Raw genomic sequence first — 15,583 nt, forward strand, 5'->3', positions numbered from 1 at the left:
CACGCGTCACCTGCACGCGCGCCAGCCCATGGCGCCGCGCTCCGCCTGATCGAGATGCAGGTGATCGCGGTGCGCCGCGTTATAGTCGGGCGACAGCACCGTAGCGAACAGGTCGCACGCGCCGTCGCGCACTTCGCGCAGAAACGCCGCCTCCGGCCCCTCTCCTTCCCAGTCGCGCAGCACCGAGATGCGCGTGCCGTCCTCCAGCCGGAAACCCGCCACGTCGAGCGCATCGGCGGTGGCATGCTCGCTCCAGTCGCCGGTGCTGCGCCCGTAGAGGCGGCGGCAGCTATAGCTGCCCAGATGCTCGATCGCTTCGACAGGTTCGCCGAAGTGCCGCCGTGCGGCGGGCTGCAACACGTTCCACTCCCACATCGCCAGCGCCGCGGCGACGGGGCAGGAAACGCCTGGCTGATCGGGAGCGAAGCCAATCGCCTGCGCCCCACCCTCCTCCAGCCGCACCGCATCCTCATATCGGCACTGGTCCGATCCCGCGGGTTCGAGCGCGACATATTCGACTCCCGCCGCGTCCAGCAGCTGGCGGCAGCGGGCGAAATCGTCCGTGAGGCCGGCGAGCTTGCGCCCGGTGAAGGCGCCCACCGGCTGCCCGAGGTCGAGCTTGGTCCAGGGCAGATCCTGCGGCCGCTTACGAACGACGGCATAGAGCGCCAGCCCCAGCGCCAGCAGCACGGCAAAGGCGATCGCCGCGCCGAGAAAGCGGCGGAGCGCGCTCACCCGCGTGTCGCTCGATTGATCGCTTCCGAAGTCACCGGATAGCCGCAGTCGTTCGGGATGCAGAGATGGTCGGCATCGTCGCGGCGCTCCACCCAGGGTGTGATCGTGCGGACGGGATGGGCGCGCGCATGGGCCGCAGCCTCGTCGAACGAACCGAACGTCGCCAGCCGCTCGAGGTTGCGGCGCGTGGGAAAGATGATCCGCGCGCGCCCCGCGTCGGCTTCCGCAAGAACCTGCCGCGCGGTCGCCCAGAACACGCGCACCGATTCGGTGGCGTCGGGCGTTGGCTCCGGCCCCTCCGCAGGCGCGCGCGCGAGATAGAAATACGTGTCGAACACCCGCCGGTCGTGATCGGGGCACCAGCGTGCGAACGGCACCAGCGCATGCGGGTCGAGCGTCGCGGCGTGATCGCGCAGCAACTCGCCGAACGTCGCCCCGGCGGCAAGTTCGGCGCGCATGCGCGGAATCCGCTCTGCGGGCACCGACAGACCCGGCGCAAGCCCGGTCTCCTCGAGCGACTCGCGCACCGCCGCGATTCGCGCGGCGATGTCGTCTTGATCGCCATCCCATTGCGCCGCCAGCACGCGATCGGCCGGATCGACGCGCCCGCCGGGAAACACAAGCGCGCCGCCGGCGAACGACATGGCACGGGCGCGCTCGACCATCAGCAGCTCGGGCGCGGCGCCGCCCGACGCCTCGCGGATCACCACGACGGTCGCGGCTGGAACGATTTCACTCGGAGAGCCCATGACCGACCTCTAGAGGACACCCGCGGGCGTGCAACATGCATCCCAACGCGCCGACGCCCGTTGGGATGCCATGGCTCCGCTCCCCGAAATCGCCGATGTCGGCACGCTCGAAATCGCCCTCCGGCTGGCTTCCGCGACCGGACTCGGCGTGCTGCTGGGGCTCGACCGCGAAGTGACGGGCCACTCCGCAGGGATTCGCACTCATGGGATCGTCGCGCTCAGCTCGGCGACGATCATGCTGACGGCGCTGCTGTTGTTCGCCGAGCTGCGCACGACCGACGCCCAGCCCGATCCCCTGCGCGCGATCCAGGGGCTCGCGCAGGCGATCGGCTTCATCGCGGCGGGGCTGATCTTCGTGCGCGCCGGCGACGTGCGGAACCTGACGACCGCTGCCAACATCTGGCTCTCGGCGGCGGTCGGGATCGCGTGCGGGGCGGGTCAGTGGCAGGTGGTGACAATCGCCGCGGTGCTGGGGCTGACCCTGCTGGTCGCGCTACGCATCGCCAAGCGCCATATTTCGTGGATCGAAGCCGACGACGAGTGAGCGGCGCCCCGGCGGGCGGGAAATGATGGCGGGCGCAAACCGGTCCGTGAGGAACTGGTGGAGCCGAGGGGAGTCGAACCCCTGACCTCTGCAGTGCGATTGCAGCGCTCTGCCAACTGAGCTACGGCCCCGCCATCAACCCCGGCCGTGCCGGGGTCGCTCCCCTTAGCGACAGCTTGGCGCCGTTGCAACTGGTGCCGATCACGCTTTTGCGTCGCGGTCGAAACGAAGCTGCGCCGAAACGCCGCGTCCGCGCGCCCAGCCCATGGAACGATTAGGCTTCCCATCCTTTGATTCAGTGTACGGCAGCGCGGGAATTCGCCCGCAGCGCCAGTAACTTAAAGAACAAAGGAGGATATTATGGACGACCGCTATTATCGCAACAGTCCCCAATCTGATTATTACGGCCGCAGAGATCCGCAAGACTATACCCGCGACTATGGATCGGGCCGAGACTATACCTACAGCAGCGCGCGCGACTATGCCGCGGCCGATCGTGGCCGGGGCGCGGAGCGCGGACGCGAACGCTATGGCGCCGACTACGGCGACGGCGATTATTATGGTGGCCGCGAGCCCTGGACGCACGGACGTGGCGACCGCTTCCGCGGCACGATGAACAATGGCTACCGCGACGAGGATTTCGACCGCGGCTATGGCTCCGATCGCGACGCGCGGGGGTATGGCTCGAATCGCGACCGCATGTATGGCGAGGACCGCCGTGGCGACTGGGGACGCGACCGCAGCTATCGCGCTCAGAACCGCTACGACGACCGCGATCGCGGTTTCTTCGATCGTGCGGGCGACGAAGTGCGCTCCTGGTTCGGAGACGACGATGCCGAGCGGCGCCGTGAAATGGATCAGCGGTACGACGAGCGGCACAGCCGCCGCGACCGCTGGGACAGCCCCTATGGCCGCGAGGACGGGCATTATCATCAATGGCGCCGCCAGCGCATCGCCGAGCTCGACCGCGACTATGACGAATACCGGCGCGAGAACGCCGAACGGTTCCACAACGAGTTCGCCAGCTTCCGCTCCGAACGGCAGACCCAGCGCGATTCCCTGAGTCGGGTGAAGGAGCATATGGAAGTGCTCGGTTCCGACGGACAGCATGTCGGCACCGTCGACAAGGTCCGTGGCGACCGCATCCTGCTGACGAAGAACGACAAGGACGCGGGCGGCCATCACCATTCGATCCCCTCGCGCTGGATCGAATCGGTCGACAAGGACAAGGTGAAGATCCGCAAGACCGCCGATGAGGCGCAGTCGAAGTGGCGCGACGAGGAACGCAACATGGCGTTCTTCCGCGACGACGAAAACGACATGAGCGGCGACCGCAACCTCAACCGGGCCTTTTCGGGCACCTACTGAGGCAACAGGATCGCGCACCCGCAGGTGCGCAGCGAGGGCCCGGGAGCGATCCCGGGCCCTTTTTCGTTCCGGCGTTTACGCTATCGGGCCAGAAACTCCTCCAGCTCGGCCGCGAATGCCTCCGGCTGGTCGAGCATGATGAAGTGGTAGCTGTCGGGCACCGCCACCATCCGCGCACCCGACCCGGCATATTGCGGCTCCCAGATCGCACGCGCCTGCGCTTCGCCCATCCCGGCGGCGTAGAGCACGGTGAACGGCCGCGCCGTGATCGCCTCGAGTTCGGGCCGCATGTCGGTCACCATATCCTCGTACATCGCCTGCGCGACGACGCGCTGATCGGCCGCGCGCGACCAGTTCGCCACCTGGATGCGCCCCTCGGGGGTGATCGACCAGATGCCGCCCGGATCGCTGGTGACCGGTCCGGCAGTCGCCTCGCCCGTCTCCGCCTGCGCCAGCAGCATCGCCCGCATCTGTTCGGCGCGTGGTCGGATCGCATCGACCGTTTCGGCTCCCATGACGGTACCGAAGAAGGGGAACGCATCGACCACCATCAGCCGCCCCACGGCATCGGGATGTCGCGCGGCGAGCATCAGCCCGACGAGTCCGCCCATCGAATGGCCGACGATGGCCGGCGATTCAATCCCGCGCTCGGCGATGAAGCCGCGGAGTTCGGCGACGATGCCGTCGAGCACGCCCGGCTCCAGATTCGCGCGCGGATCGCCGCCGCCAAAACCGTTCACCTGAACCAGATGCACCGTGTGGTTCGCGGCAAGGCCCGGCGCGACGCCGTCCCACACCGCGCGTGGGCTGGACAGACCGGGGATCAGGAACACCGCGGGCCCGGAGCCGATGGTCCGGATCGAGATATGCTCGCCCTGCATCATCGCCTCCTGCGCCGAAGCGGCAGAGTGCGCGGGGATGATGCGTGCCGCGCTTTCGGCGCGATCGGCGGCGGCGCCGGCGATCAGCACGGCGGCGGCTGCGAAGGACGCGACGATCGCGTTGCGGTCACGGGCGCGGTTGCAGCTGCAGAACATCATTCGGCTTCCTCCCTGGATGGGTTGGTGAAAATCGCTTCGATCGGCATTTCGAAGACGTCGGAAATCTTGAAGGCGAGTGGCAGCGAGGGATCGTAGCGCCCGGTCTCGATCGCGTTCACGCTCTGGCGTGAGACTTCGAGCAGGTCGGCCAGATGCTGCTGGCTCCACTGGCGCTCGGCGCGCAGCACGCGCAGGCGGTTCTTCATTCCCCCGCCCCCGCCGCCTTGTCGCGCAGACCGACCGCGCACTGCGCCAGCCCCCAGGAAATGCACCAGATCGGAAAGGCCCAGAACACGTCCACCTGCCCGATCACCTCGGCATATTGCATGAAGCCGAGCACCGTGGAGATCGACAGCACGACACCGATCCCGAACAGCATCGCCGAAACGATCTGGCGGCGCAGGAACTCGTCGGTCTCCTCGACCAGGTAGATGCCGATCACCACGAGCGCGGCGATCACCGGCAGCGCGGGCAGGACAGAGAGCAGGATTCGCGCCGCGCCCGAAGGATCATAGTTGTTGAGCGCCCAGCTGCTCGAGCTGAGCACCACCACATAGGCGGCCATCGTGGTGAAGAACCGCTTGGTGTAGCGCTTGGCAGCGGCAGTACGCATTGGAAAGCTCCCTTGTTCAAATGACAAGGTAGCTTTACGCCGAGTCGCCTCGATGTGTCAAGCTGACTTTCCTATTTGGCGTGTCAGCTTGTCAAATCGCCAAGCATCCTGTGCGCCAGCAGGCTCAGCGTGTCGTCGCGCGCACCCATCAGGACGATCCGGTCGCCCGGTCGCGCCTGCGCCACCAGATGGTCGGCGGCCGCATCGCGATCGGGGATATGGCGGGCGTTGCGGCCGGCGACGCCCACATCGGCGACGATGTCCGCGCTCGTGACTTCGCGGGCGACCGTTCCGCCGAGATACACCGGGTCGGGCAGCACCAGCAGGTCGTCCGGCGCGAGCTTCGCGGCGAACATCGCAACGAGCTCGCGCCGCATCACCTTCAGCGGACCATAGCCGTGCGGCTGGAACAGCAGCAGGAGCCGGCCGGGAAAGGCATGGAGCGTGTCGAGCGTCGCGGCGATCTTGTCCGGATTGTGCCCGAAATCGTCGATCACTGCGACGCCGTTCGCTTCGCCCACCAGATCGAACCGGCGGCGCAGGCCGGTGAAGCCCTCGATCGCAGCCGCCGCCGCGTCGAGCGGCACGCCGGTCGCGACCACCGCCGCGATCGCGGCCAGCGCGTTCGATACATTGTGCCGCCCCGGCACGTTCAGCCGCACGTGATGCCGTGCATCGGCCGTGACGAGATCGAACGAGATCGCGAACGGCGCCTCGGCGAGATTTTCCGCCGAATAATCGGCCTGCCCCTCGACTGCGAAGGTGGCGCGCTGGCTGGGCGCCAGCTCCATCGCGAGCGCCGCCGCCTCGGCATCGCCGACATTGACGATCGCGGTTCCCGCGCGCGCGAGGAACCCGCCGAACAGCGCGCGCAGTTGCTCCATCGACATGTGATCGAGGCTGACGTTGTTGAGCACTGCGATCGAAGGCACATAGAGCGCGATCGATCCGTCGCTCTCGTCGACTTCGCTCACGAAGATCTCGCTCTCGCCCACCAGCGCGCTGGCGAAGGGCGCATCGGGCGAGGCGAAATTCTTCATCACCGCGCCGTTCATCACCGTCGGCGCCTTGCCCAGCGCGTGCAGCATCCAGCCGATCATGCCGGTGACGGTCGATTTGCCGCTCGTTCCGGCCACGCCGATCGAGCGTGGCGCCGCGTTGAACAATTGCGCGAGCAGTTCGGGCCGGCGCAGCTGCTGCGCGCCGACGCGCTCGGCCGCCACCATGTCGGGCACGCTCGCCTCGACCGCGGCGGAAGCGACGACGATCTGGTCGAGCGAGACGATCCCGCTGCCGTCCTGACGGTGCAGCGTGATCCCCCGATCGCGCAGATAGTCGAATTTCGCAGGCAGCCGGTCCTGATCGAGCGATCGGTCCGATCCCGCGACGGTCGCGCCCTGTCCGGCCAGGATCATCGCCAGCGGCATCATCCCCGATCCGCCGATGCCCACGAAGAAGTAGGGTTTGCTGTGCTGCATGGCCCTGCGCTATCCGGCGCAGCGACGGGGAGCAAGCTTCGGCATTGCCACCTCCGTTTGCCCTCGGGGAACCGCAGAGCCTGTCGAAGCGGCGACACCGGGGGTCATTGGCGACGCAGTGCTTCGATACGGGCCTTCGACTTCGCTCGGCCCCGCCTCAGCACGAACGGGTAAGGAACGAGCTAGGTCATGCGCATCGCAGTCGTCGCACCGGGCCGGCCGATCAGCAAGGCCAATGCCGCGCGCGTTTCCGCCTTCATGGCGCTCACCTATCCCGCGCACGACATCGTCTTTCACCCGCAATGCTTCCTCAGCCACGGCCATTTCGCCGGAACCGACGATCAGCGCGCCGCCGCCTTCCTCGAAATGGCCAACGATTCCGCCTTCGACGCGGTGTGGTTCGCGCGCGGCGGCTATGGCTCGAACCGGATCCTCAGCCGGGTGATGCCCGAGCTCGGCCCGGCCGCGCGGAACAAGGCGTATCTCGGGTTTTCGGACTTGGGGTTTCTGCTCGGCGCGCTCTATGCCGCCGGGATCGGCCGCCCGATCCATGCCGCGATGCCGATCAACCTTGGCAGCGACGATGCCGGCGAATCGATCGGCTGGGCGCTCGCCTGGCTGATCGACCGCGACCGCCGCGCGCTCGAGCCGCACCTCGACGGCCGCCCGGCCGCCGCATTCAACCTGGCGATCCTCAATGCGATGATCGGCACGCAATATATGCCCGACCTCACCGATCATGTGCTGATGATCGAGGAAGTCTCGGAGCCGCTCTACCGGTTCGACCGGATGTTCTTCACCGTCGCGCACGCGACTCAGCTGAAGGGCATCGCCGGCATCCGGCTGGGTGCAGTCACCGACGTTCAGGAAAACAACCCGCCCTTTGCCGAAACACCCGAACAGATCGCGCAGCGCTGGTGCGCCGAAATGGACGTGCCCTATCTGGGCCGCGCGGAGATCGGGCACATCGCGCTCAATCGGGTCGTGCCGTTCGGAGTGGTCTGACGGTGGCCGGCCGCTCCATTCCCTGAAGGACGACGCGCGCCGCTCGCCCGCCCGACGAGCGGCGCGCCGCCTCAGCCCTGCGGCAGCGGACCGTTCGCCACCGGCTTGCCGAAATCGGGCGTGCCGTCGGCGCGATAGTGGATCGGCTGCACCCGGGCATGGCGGTTGGGATCGAACAGCGGGTCGCCGTCGATCTCGCGATAGTCGCGCGCATGATAGACCAGCAGGTCGCGTCCCTCCTCATCGACCACGAAGCTGTTGTGGCCGGGGCCGTAGATCGAGCGCTCGGGCGCCGACTCGAACACCGGCACGGGCGACTTCGCCCAGGCGGCGGGGTCCATGATGTCCGCTTCCGCGTCCGCCGTCAGCATGCCCATGCAATAGCGATCGTCGGTCGCGCTACCCGAATAGGTAAGGAACAGCTTGCCGTTGCGCGCGAGCAGCGCGGCCCCTTCGGCGACCTTGTAGCCCTGGATTTCCCACGGCAGCGTCGGCACGGTGAGCCGCGCGGGCGCGGCCGCGAGCGTCGTCGGCGTCGCCATCGGGGCGAGATAGAGATTGCTGTTGGTATCGATGCCTGGCTCGCGCTGCGCCCAGCAGAGATAGCGCTGCCCCTTGTGCTCGAAGCTGGTGCAGTCGAGCGTGAAGCTGTCCCACGGCGTTTCGAGCTGGCCGATCACCGACCAGTCGGCCGCGAGCGGGTTCGCGCCCTCGGCCTGAAGCACATAGGTGCGGATATGGAACGGATCGTCCTCGTTGCCGGCGGCGAAGTAGATGTGCCAGCGGCCGTCGAAATAATGGATTTCCGGCGCCCAGATATAGCCGCCCATTCGCCCGCTTTCCGGCCGGCGCCACAGCACCACTTCCTCGGCGTCGCGCAGATCGGCGACGCTGCGCGCGCGGCGGAGCACGACCCGGTCATATTCCGGGACCGAGGCCGTGAAGTAGAACCAGTCGTCGTGGCGCAGGATGTGCGGGTCCGCGCGCTGCAGCACCAATGGGTTCACGATCCGCTCCTCCTCGCTCGATGCCCATGCCGGGAGCGCCGCGGCTACCGGGAGTGCCGCCGCCGCCGTCAGCAGCGCGCGGCGATCGATGTTGATTCCGTTCGTCATGCGCTTCCTTCACCCGATGGCGTCCGCGAGTGCAAGGATAAACTCAGACAAATAGAGGTGCGTGTGGCGCGAACGGCGGCAAGCCGGACATCGCTTGCCTATATTGCACCGGCGCAGGCATAAGCCGCGCTTCCGAAACTCCTGATTGGAAGGCCCTCCCCGTGTCCGAGATGTTCCGCATTACGCTGCCCGACGGTTCCGTCCGCGAGGTAGCCCCGGGGACTACCCCGGCGGACATCGCCGCGGCGATCGGTCCGGGGCTGGCCAAGGCGGCGATCGCAGCCAAGGTCGACGGCGAGCTGCGCGACATCATGCGCCCGCTGGAGGGCGACGCGCAGCTGGCGCTCGTCACGTCGCGTGATGAGGCGGAGGCGCTCGAGCTCGCCCGTCACGATTATGCGCATGTGCTGGCGGAAGCGGTGCAGGCGCTGTGGCCGGGCACGCAAATCACCTTCGGACCGGCGACCGACGACGGCTTCTACTATGACGTGAAGGCGCCCGCGCGCCGCGATCCCTTCTCGATGGACGACCTGCCGGCAATCGAGGAAAAGATGCGCGAGATCATTCGCGCCGACAAGCCGCTGCGCCGCGAGGTCTGGAGCCGCGAAGATCTGATCGCCAAATGGGAGAAGGAAGGCGAGGTCTTCAAGGCCGAGTGGGCGAAGGAACTGCCCGAAGGCGAGGAACTGACCGTCTATTGGTCGGGCGGGGACTGGCTCGACATGTGCCGCGGCCCGCATCTGGCGAGCACGGGCAAGCTCGACCCCCAGGCGTTCAAGCTGATGCGTGTGGCCGGCGCCTATTGGCGCGGCGACCAGAAGAATGCCCAGCTCACGCGCATCTATGGCACCGGCTGGCTCAACAAGAAGCAGCTCGATGCGCATCTGCACAAGCTGGAGGAGGCCGCCAAGCGCGACCACCGCAAGCTGGGACAGGAAATGGACCTGTTCCACTTGCAGTCCGAAGCGCATGGCAGCGTCTTCTGGCATCCGCACGGCTTCGTCATCTGGCGCGCGCTGGAGGCCTATATGCGCCGCGCGATCGACGCCGCGGGCTATGCCGAGGTAAAGACGCCGCAGGTGATGGACGCCCGCCAGTGGGAGCAATCGGGCCACTGGGGCAAATATCGCGAGAACATGTTCGTCATTCCCGACGAAGTGCCCAATGTCGAGGACGAGGGGCCGCTCGTCTCCGAAGCCGCCGACTGGATGGCGCTCAAGCCGATGAACTGCCCCGCGCACGTCCTGATCTTCCGCCAGGGGATCAAGTCGTACCGCGACCTGCCCCTGCGCCTCTACGAAAACGGCTGCTGCCACCGCAACGAGCCGCATGGCGCGCTGCACGGGCTGATGCGCGTCCGCCAGTTCACTCAGGATGATGCGCACATCTTCTGCCGACAGGACCAGATCGTCGACGAGGTCCGGGCCTTTTGCGCGCTCGCCGACCGGATCTACAAGGATTTCGGCTTCACCTACGCGATCAAGCTCGCGCTGCGCCCCGAGAAGCGGTTCGGCACCGAGGAAATGTGGGATCTGGCCGAGGCCGAGCTGCGCGACGCCGTAGAAAAGGCCGGTCTCGCCACGGCCGAATATGGCTGGGAGGAGCTGCCCGGCGAAGGCGCCTTCTATGCGCCGAAGCTCGAATGGCATCTCACCGACGCGATCGGCCGGACGTGGCAGGTCGGCACGATCCAGTCGGACCGCGTGCTGCCCGAGCGGCTCGACGCCAGCTACATCGGCGAGGATGGCGAGCGCCACCGCCCGATCATGCTCCACCGCGCGATCTTCGGCAGCTACGAGCGCTTCATCGGCATCCTGATCGAGCATTTCGCCGGGCGCCTGCCGGTGTGGCTAGCGCCGGTGCAGGCGGTGGTCGCGACGATCGTGTCGGATGCGGACGGCTATGCGCAGGAAGTGGCGGCGAAGCTGCGCGCGGCGGGCATCCGCGTCGAAACCGACCTGCGCAACGAGAAGATCAACTACAAGGTGCGCGAGCATAGCCTGGCCAAGGTCCCGCAGCTGCTGGTGGTCGGCAAGCGCGAGGCGGAGGAAGGCACCGTCGCGATCCGCACGCTGGGCGAACAGGGGCAAAAGATGCTGAGCGTCGACGAAGCCGTTGCCGCGCTGGTCGCCGAGGCCACGCCGCCCGATCTTCGCAGCTGAGCGCCGTCCTGCTATGATCGGTGCATGACGCTGTTCCAGAACGTCCGAAAGGGGCTGCTCCCCGCCCGGCTGACCGCGGACGAGGTCTATGACCTCACCGCTGCGGGCGTTTTGGCCGAAGGCGAGAAGTTCGAGCTGATCGACGGGGAAATCGTGCCGAGGGCGGCGGCGAAGGCGAACGGGCACGAGCAGATGAAGCGCAAGCTGGTCGAGGCGCTGATCATGACCCGGCCGCGCAGCGCGGGCGTCTATGTCGAGAGTTCGCTCACGCTCGATGGGCGAACGTTGGTCGAGCCGGACATAGCAGTCTGGTCGGCCGGGGGCGACAGTCGCGAGGTGCGTGGTCCCGATCTGCTGCTCGTGATCGAAATCGCCGACAGTTCGATCGCCTACGACCTGCGCGTGAAGGCACCGCTCTATGCGCGGTTCGGAATTCGCGATTACTGGGTGGTCGATGCGGTGCGCAGGACAATCCGCGTTCACCGCGCTCCGCAGGACGAGGTCTACGCCGACGTCGAGGAATATGAGGCGCACGACAGCGTCGCCGCGCTGCTGCTCGAAGACGTGGAAATCCGGCTCGACACGCTGGACTGACCCGCTCCCGCGCCCTGCGCACGAATGGCCGCTTTCAAACGGCCGCGCGAATCACTACATTTGCCTTTCAGGCAATCATAAGGAGAAGCCCTATACGTCCCCCGATGCGGCGCCCGATGGCGCCCCCGCCGATGAACGGCCCCCGCTATAACGAATTCATCCAGTCGCCCAAGGTGCGCGTGATCGACCATGAGGGCGAGAACCTCGGCGTCATGTACACGCGCGAGGCGATGGAGCAAGCCGCCGAGCACGGGCTTGACCTCGTGGAAGTGTCGCCCAACGCCGACCCGCCGGTCGCCAAGTTCCTCGATGTGGGCAAGTACAAGTACGAAGCCCAGAAAAAGGCCAATCAGGCACGCAAGACCCAGAAGACGCAGGAGATCAAGGAGATCAAGATGCGTCCGAACATCGATGACCATGACTACGAGACGAAGATGAAGAACGTCCGCAAGTTCATCGGTGAAGGCGACAAGGTGAAGCTCACCCTGCGGTTCCGCGGCCGCGAACTCTCGCACGGCCAGCTCGGCATGCAGCTCCTCCAGCGCGTTGCCGAGGATGTGCAGGAAGAAGCCAAGGTGGAAAGCTATCCGCGCATGGAAGGCCGCCAGATGCTGATGGTGCTCGCACCGAAGTAATCCGCCGCGCAGCGCTGAATCCAGGAAGCCCCTGCGGGAAACCGCGGGGGCTTTTTTTGTGCCGCGCCGCCTTGTTTGGCGGACCGCGGAGCCTGCCGCGAATTGGCGCTTGCGCCATGCCGCGGCGGAGGCTAGACACTGAACCATATGGTTCATTATTCATCCCCTCGCCTCGACCTCTCCTTTGCGGCGCTCGCCGATGCGACTCGCCGCGGGATCATCGAACGGCTCGGCCGCGGCGAGGCATCGATCACGGCGCTGGCGAACATGTTTCAGATGACGCTCACCGGCATGAAGAAGCATGTCCAGATCCTCGAGCGCGCAGGGCTGGTCGTCACTCGGAAGGTCGGCCGCGTGCGAACCTGCGCGCTCGGAACTCGGGGTCTCGAGGCCGAGGCGGCATGGATCGAGGCACACCGCAAGCTCTTCGAGGAACGCTTCGATGCGCTGGACGGCATCATCAGCGAATTGCAACAGGAGGAAGGCGATGGATCAGCAGGCTAGCAACGCAGATGCCGTGCGCAACCGCACGTCGATCGAACGGAAAGGAGATCGCGAACTCGTCGTGAAGCGGACGTTGGATGCGCCGCCGCACATCGTCTATACCGCGTGGAGCCGGGCCGACCTGTTCCAGCGCTGGTGGATGCCGCGATCGGCGGCCGGCATTTCGCTCGTCGCGTGCGAGATGGACGTGCGCACCGGCGGCACATATCGGCTCGAATTCAGCACCGGCGGCTCCGAAACCGTCGCCTTCTTCGGCAAATATCTCGACGTGGTGCCCAACGAGCGCATCGTCTGGACCAATGACGAGGGCGAGCAGGGAGCAGTCACCACCGTCACCTTCGAGGAGCGGGACGGGAAGACCCTGCTGACCTTCCACGAAGCCTATCCCTCCAGCGATGCGCTGGAGGAGGCGCTGCAAGGCTCGGCGACCGCACTGCCCGAGCAGCTCGACCAGCTCGACGACGTGCTCGCTACTCTCGGCGAATAGCGCACCGCCAGCCGCCACGGCGCACCTGCCCGTCAGCAGAACCGCCTCCGACGTGGGCGGGAGGCCGAGGCAGGTGCCGCCAGGCTGCCCCACGCGAACAGCCCGCCTGCGCTTCCGCGCCGAGCCGCGGCCTCCGGTGACCGTCCGGGACGCCCTGCGGTCAGCACTCCGCCGGCGGCTCCCACAATTCGATCGGATTGCCCTCGGGGTCGTGGATCCGCGCGAAGCGGCCGGTTTCCGGAGTATCCCATTCGTCACGCGTCTCGATCGCGATGCCGCTGGCGTTCAGCTGCTCGAGCAGGCCGTCGAGGTCGCTCACGCGGAAATTCAGCATATAGGCCTTGTCCGCCGCGAAATAATCCGTGCCGGCACTGAAGGGTTCGAATACCACCGGCCCTGCCTGGATATTCCAGAACCACTCGCTCGTTGCACCTTCTCCCTCGGCGCTGCATCCGCCGCCGACGTTCAGATGTTCCTGATACCAGGCCTTCAATCCTTCCGGATCGCGTGCCCGGAAGAAGAAACCGCCGAAGCCAAGGACACCCATGCCGACTCTCCCCCTGCGTTGCCGAGTGAATTCTAGCGTGGATCGCAATTCGCGCCCAACGGTTTCGCTTGCGGGGTACATGCAGGCATGATCGATTCGCTTCTCGTCAAAATCGCGCTGATCGGCGTGATCGGCATCGCCGCCCAGTGGGTCGCGTGGCGCACCGGGCGCCCGGCGATCGCGCTGATGCTGCTGGCGGGCGTGCTCGCCGGTCCGGTGCTCGGCATCATCGTCCCCGACCGCGATCTCGGGCCGCTGCAGGAGCCGATCATCAAGCTCGCGGTGGCGGTGATCCTGTTCGAGGGCGGCCTCAGCCTGAATTTCCGTGACCTGCGCCACGCCGGCCAGCCGGTGCTGCGGCTCGTCATCATCGGGGTTCCGCTCGGCTGGCTGCTCGGGACGCTCGCAGCGCATTATGGCGCCGGGCTCAGCTGGGGCGTGGCCTCGCTGTTCGGCGGCATTCTGGTGGTCACCGGCCCGACGGTGATCGGGCCGATGCTGCGCACCTTGCGCGTGCCGCCGCGGGTCGCCGACACCCTCAAGTGGGAGGGCATCGTCAACGATCCGATCGGCGCGCTGCTGGCGGTCGCCATCTATGCCTACATCACCTTCGACGGGCCGAACGCGAGCGTCAGCGGCGTGATCGGCGACGTCGCGGTGGCCACGCTGCTGGCGGCGCTGCTCGGCGTCGCGCTGGGCTTCGCGATCACCTGGCTGTTCCCGCGCGGCTATGTGCCCGAATATCTCAAGGCTTCGGTGCTGCTGGCGACGGTGATCGGCGGCTTCGTGCTCGCCGATCTGGTGAAGCACGAAACCGGCCTGGTCACGGTGACGGTGATGGGGCTCGTCATGGCCAATCGCCCGGTGCATTCGAGCCGCGCGCTCCGCCGATTCAAGGAAGATCTGACGGTCATGCTGATCTCCGGCGTGTTCGTCATCCTGTCCGCCACGCTCGACTGGGAGACGCTGCAGGATTTCCAGCTGCGGTTCACGGCGTTCCTCGTGCTGCTTCTCTTCCTCGTACGGCCGCTCACCGTGCTGATCAGCCTCGCCTTCTCGTCGATGCCCTGGCGCGAGCGGCTGTTCATCGCGTGGATCGCCCCGCGCGGCATCGTCGCCGTCGCGATCACCGGGCTCTTCGCGCTGCGCCTGGTGGATTACGGCGTGCCCGATGCCGAGGCGCTGGTGCCGCTCAGTTTCGCGGTAGTGGTCGTCACGATCCTCGCGCACGGCTTCTCGGCGCCCTGGGTGGCGCAGCGGCTCGGGATCGACCGCGGCAAGGGCGAGAGCGTGCTGATCGTCGGCGCGAACGACTGGACCACTGCGTTCGGCGCCTATCTGAAGCAGCTCGGCTATCGGGTGACGGTCGCCGACAGCTCGACCTTCGCGCTGCGCTCGGCACGGCGGAAGGAACTCGACGTGTGGCGCGGCGACATCCTCGAGGAAGTCCACGAGGACCGGCTCGACCTGTCCGAATATCAGCAGCTGCTCGCCGCGACGGACAATGACGCGTACAATGCGCTGGTCTGCTCCGATCTCGGCCCCGAAATGGGGTTCGAGAAGCTCACCCAGACCGCGCCGCAGGACAAGCAGGGCGCCGTCCAGCCGCGCACGCATGTCCTGCTGGAAAGCAAGCGCAGCGTCGAGGAACTGCAGCGGCTGATCGCCGAGGGCTGGCAGTTCGGCCGGACTCGCATCACCGAAAAATTCAGCTTCGGCGATTACCGCCAGCGGCTGGCGCGCGGCGGAGAGCCGGTCGCGATCAAGCGCGAGGGCGGGCATCTCGAGTTCTTCTCGGCGACGGCGAAGCCCTATGTCGACGAAGGCGACGAAGTGATCAGCTTCATCCCGCCCGAGCAGCAGGCGGCGCAGCAGGCGGTGCGCGCCTCGCGGAAGGCAGAGGAGGCCGCCGCCAAGGAAGGACGGGCCGAGGATGCAGCCGGCCGTGCCGAGCGTGCCGAGCGTGCCGAGCGAACCAACGAAGCCGAGACCAAGCGCGACGAATAG

17 protein-coding genes and 1 tRNA gene are annotated in these 15,583 nt (G+C 66.9%); 9 read left to right on the forward strand and 9 right to left on the reverse strand.

The annotated features are described in order from the left end of the window. Positions 1 to 6: 6 nt before the first annotated feature. The gene (locus ACQ450_RS07170; protein ID WP_431471054.1) at positions 7 to 735 is read right to left on the reverse strand and encodes an extensin family protein; all 729 of its coding nucleotides are present in this window, start codon (positions 733 to 735) and stop codon (positions 7 to 9) included. Further along, a complete protein-coding gene (locus ACQ450_RS07175; protein WP_431471055.1) occupies positions 732 to 1,484 on the reverse strand; it encodes an NUDIX hydrolase in 753 nt (250 codons plus the stop codon). Before ACQ450_RS07175 ends, ACQ450_RS07170 begins: the two co-directional genes overlap by 4 nt. A 70-nt stretch (positions 1,485 to 1,554) precedes the next feature. Here ACQ450_RS07175 and ACQ450_RS07180 point away from each other — a divergent pair, with 70 nt between their 5' ends. After that, positions 1,555 to 2,028 carry an MgtC/SapB family protein gene (locus ACQ450_RS07180; RefSeq protein WP_431471056.1) on the forward strand — a complete coding sequence of 158 codons (474 nt, stop codon included), beginning with the start codon at positions 1,555 to 1,557 and terminating at the stop codon, positions 2,026 to 2,028. Positions 2,029 to 2,083: 55 nt separating this feature from the next. Here ACQ450_RS07180 and ACQ450_RS07185 read toward each other — a convergent pair. After that, a tRNA-Ala gene (locus tag ACQ450_RS07185) sits at positions 2,084 to 2,159 on the reverse strand. Between the two features lie 229 nt (positions 2,160 to 2,388). On the opposite strand from ACQ450_RS07185, the gene ACQ450_RS07190 reads away from it, so the two are divergent. After that, the gene (locus tag ACQ450_RS07190; RefSeq protein WP_431471057.1) at positions 2,389 to 3,396 is read left to right on the forward strand and encodes a DUF2171 domain-containing protein; all 1,008 of its coding nucleotides are present in this window, start codon (positions 2,389 to 2,391) and stop codon (positions 3,394 to 3,396) included. A gap of 80 nt (positions 3,397 to 3,476) precedes the next feature. Here ACQ450_RS07190 and ACQ450_RS07195 read toward each other — a convergent pair whose 3' ends face one another. From ACQ450_RS07195 to ACQ450_RS07210, 4 genes are all read right to left on the reverse strand, one after another. Then, complete coding sequence (locus tag ACQ450_RS07195) at positions 3,477 to 4,436, reverse strand: alpha/beta fold hydrolase (protein ID WP_431471058.1); 960 nt, start codon at positions 4,434 to 4,436, stop codon at positions 3,477 to 3,479. Next, the gene (locus tag ACQ450_RS07200; RefSeq protein ID WP_188055972.1) at positions 4,433 to 4,642 is read right to left on the reverse strand and encodes a helix-turn-helix transcriptional regulator; all 210 of its coding nucleotides are present in this window, start codon (positions 4,640 to 4,642) and stop codon (positions 4,433 to 4,435) included. The genes ACQ450_RS07195 and ACQ450_RS07200 overlap by 4 nt, the downstream gene beginning before the upstream one ends. Next, entirely contained in the window at positions 4,639 to 5,049 is a 411-nt protein-coding gene (locus ACQ450_RS07205) for a hypothetical protein (protein ID WP_188055973.1), read from the reverse strand. The genes ACQ450_RS07200 and ACQ450_RS07205 overlap by 4 nt, the downstream gene beginning before the upstream one ends. Before the next feature lie 83 nt (positions 5,050 to 5,132). Continuing rightward, positions 5,133 to 6,527 carry a UDP-N-acetylmuramate--L-alanine ligase gene (locus tag ACQ450_RS07210; protein ID WP_431471059.1) on the reverse strand — a complete coding sequence of 465 codons (1,395 nt, stop codon included), beginning with the start codon at positions 6,525 to 6,527 and terminating at the stop codon, positions 5,133 to 5,135. A gap of 189 nt (positions 6,528 to 6,716) precedes the next feature. Here ACQ450_RS07210 and ACQ450_RS07215 point away from each other — a divergent pair, with 189 nt between their 5' ends. Next, entirely contained in the window at positions 6,717 to 7,532 is an 816-nt protein-coding gene (locus ACQ450_RS07215) for an LD-carboxypeptidase (protein WP_431471060.1), read from the forward strand. A 71-nt stretch (positions 7,533 to 7,603) separates the two neighbouring features. Here the strand turns inward: ACQ450_RS07215 and ACQ450_RS07220 are convergent, their stop codons facing one another. After that, positions 7,604 to 8,647, reverse strand: coding sequence for a glycoside hydrolase family 43 protein (locus ACQ450_RS07220; RefSeq protein WP_431471061.1), 1,044 nt, complete (start codon positions 8,645 to 8,647; stop codon positions 7,604 to 7,606). Positions 8,648 to 8,808: 161 nt separating this feature from the next. On the opposite strand from ACQ450_RS07220, the gene thrS reads away from it, so the two are divergent. From thrS to ACQ450_RS07245, 5 genes are all read left to right on the forward strand, one after another. Further along, positions 8,809 to 10,809: a threonine--tRNA ligase gene (gene thrS / locus ACQ450_RS07225; protein WP_431471062.1), complete on the forward strand. Its 2,001-nt coding sequence runs from the start codon at positions 8,809 to 8,811 to the stop codon at positions 10,807 to 10,809. A gap of 24 nt (positions 10,810 to 10,833) precedes the next feature. Further along, positions 10,834 to 11,403 carry a Uma2 family endonuclease gene (locus ACQ450_RS07230; RefSeq protein ID WP_431471063.1) on the forward strand — a complete coding sequence of 190 codons (570 nt, stop codon included), beginning with the start codon at positions 10,834 to 10,836 and terminating at the stop codon, positions 11,401 to 11,403. 104 nt (positions 11,404 to 11,507) lie between these two features. Further along, positions 11,508 to 12,038: a translation initiation factor IF-3 gene (gene infC, locus ACQ450_RS07235; RefSeq protein WP_262504032.1), complete on the forward strand. Its 531-nt coding sequence runs from the start codon at positions 11,508 to 11,510 to the stop codon at positions 12,036 to 12,038. 147 nt (positions 12,039 to 12,185) lie between these two features. After that, positions 12,186 to 12,542: an ArsR/SmtB family transcription factor gene (locus ACQ450_RS07240; RefSeq protein WP_431471064.1), complete on the forward strand. Its 357-nt coding sequence runs from the start codon at positions 12,186 to 12,188 to the stop codon at positions 12,540 to 12,542. Next, on the forward strand, positions 12,526 to 13,029 hold the full coding sequence (locus ACQ450_RS07245) for an SRPBCC domain-containing protein (protein ID WP_431471065.1): 504 nt from the start codon (positions 12,526 to 12,528) through the stop codon (positions 13,027 to 13,029). The genes ACQ450_RS07240 and ACQ450_RS07245 overlap by 17 nt, the downstream gene beginning before the upstream one ends. Before the next feature lie 160 nt (positions 13,030 to 13,189). On the opposite strand, the gene ACQ450_RS07250 is transcribed toward ACQ450_RS07245, so the two are convergent. Then, complete coding sequence (locus ACQ450_RS07250) at positions 13,190 to 13,576, reverse strand: VOC family protein (protein ID WP_431471066.1); 387 nt, start codon at positions 13,574 to 13,576, stop codon at positions 13,190 to 13,192. A gap of 87 nt (positions 13,577 to 13,663) precedes the next feature. Here ACQ450_RS07250 and ACQ450_RS07255 point away from each other — a divergent pair, with 87 nt between their 5' ends. After that, entirely contained in the window at positions 13,664 to 15,583 is a 1,920-nt protein-coding gene (locus tag ACQ450_RS07255) for a cation:proton antiporter (protein ID WP_431471067.1), read from the forward strand.

The organism is Sphingosinithalassobacter sp. LHW66-3 (assembly GCF_050703275.1).
Lineage (GTDB): Bacteria > Pseudomonadota > Alphaproteobacteria > Sphingomonadales > Sphingomonadaceae > Sphingomonas.

Bases quoted from the DNA above. Each gene is read 5' to 3' on its own strand.
- ACQ450_RS07175 (WP_431471055.1), bottom strand. From the start codon at position 1,484: ATGGGCTCTCCGAGTGAAATCGTTCCAGCCGCGACCGTCGTGGTGATC.
- ACQ450_RS07180 (WP_431471056.1), top strand. From the start codon at position 1,555: ATGGCTCCGCTCCCCGAAATCGCCGATGTCGGCACGCTCGAAATCGCC.
- ACQ450_RS07190 (WP_431471057.1), top strand. From the start codon at position 2,389: ATGGACGACCGCTATTATCGCAACAGTCCCCAATCTGATTATTACGGC.
- ACQ450_RS07195 (WP_431471058.1), bottom strand. From the start codon at position 4,436: ATGATGTTCTGCAGCTGCAACCGCGCCCGTGACCGCAACGCGATCGTC.
- ACQ450_RS07200 (WP_188055972.1), bottom strand. From the start codon at position 4,642: ATGAAGAACCGCCTGCGCGTGCTGCGCGCCGAGCGCCAGTGGAGCCAG.
- ACQ450_RS07205 (WP_188055973.1), bottom strand. From the start codon at position 5,049: ATGCGTACTGCCGCTGCCAAGCGCTACACCAAGCGGTTCTTCACCACG.
- ACQ450_RS07210 (WP_431471059.1), bottom strand. From the start codon at position 6,527: ATGCAGCACAGCAAACCCTACTTCTTCGTGGGCATCGGCGGATCGGGG.
- ACQ450_RS07215 (WP_431471060.1), top strand. From the start codon at position 6,717: ATGCGCATCGCAGTCGTCGCACCGGGCCGGCCGATCAGCAAGGCCAAT.
- ACQ450_RS07220 (WP_431471061.1), bottom strand. From the start codon at position 8,647: ATGACGAACGGAATCAACATCGATCGCCGCGCGCTGCTGACGGCGGCG.
- ACQ450_RS07230 (WP_431471063.1), top strand. From the start codon at position 10,834: ATGACGCTGTTCCAGAACGTCCGAAAGGGGCTGCTCCCCGCCCGGCTG.
- infC (WP_262504032.1), top strand. From the start codon at position 11,508: ATGCGGCGCCCGATGGCGCCCCCGCCGATGAACGGCCCCCGCTATAAC.
- ACQ450_RS07240 (WP_431471064.1), top strand. From the start codon at position 12,186: ATGGTTCATTATTCATCCCCTCGCCTCGACCTCTCCTTTGCGGCGCTC.
- ACQ450_RS07245 (WP_431471065.1), top strand. From the start codon at position 12,526: ATGGATCAGCAGGCTAGCAACGCAGATGCCGTGCGCAACCGCACGTCG.
- ACQ450_RS07250 (WP_431471066.1), bottom strand. From the start codon at position 13,576: ATGGGTGTCCTTGGCTTCGGCGGTTTCTTCTTCCGGGCACGCGATCCG.
- ACQ450_RS07255 (WP_431471067.1), top strand. From the start codon at position 13,664: ATGATCGATTCGCTTCTCGTCAAAATCGCGCTGATCGGCGTGATCGGC.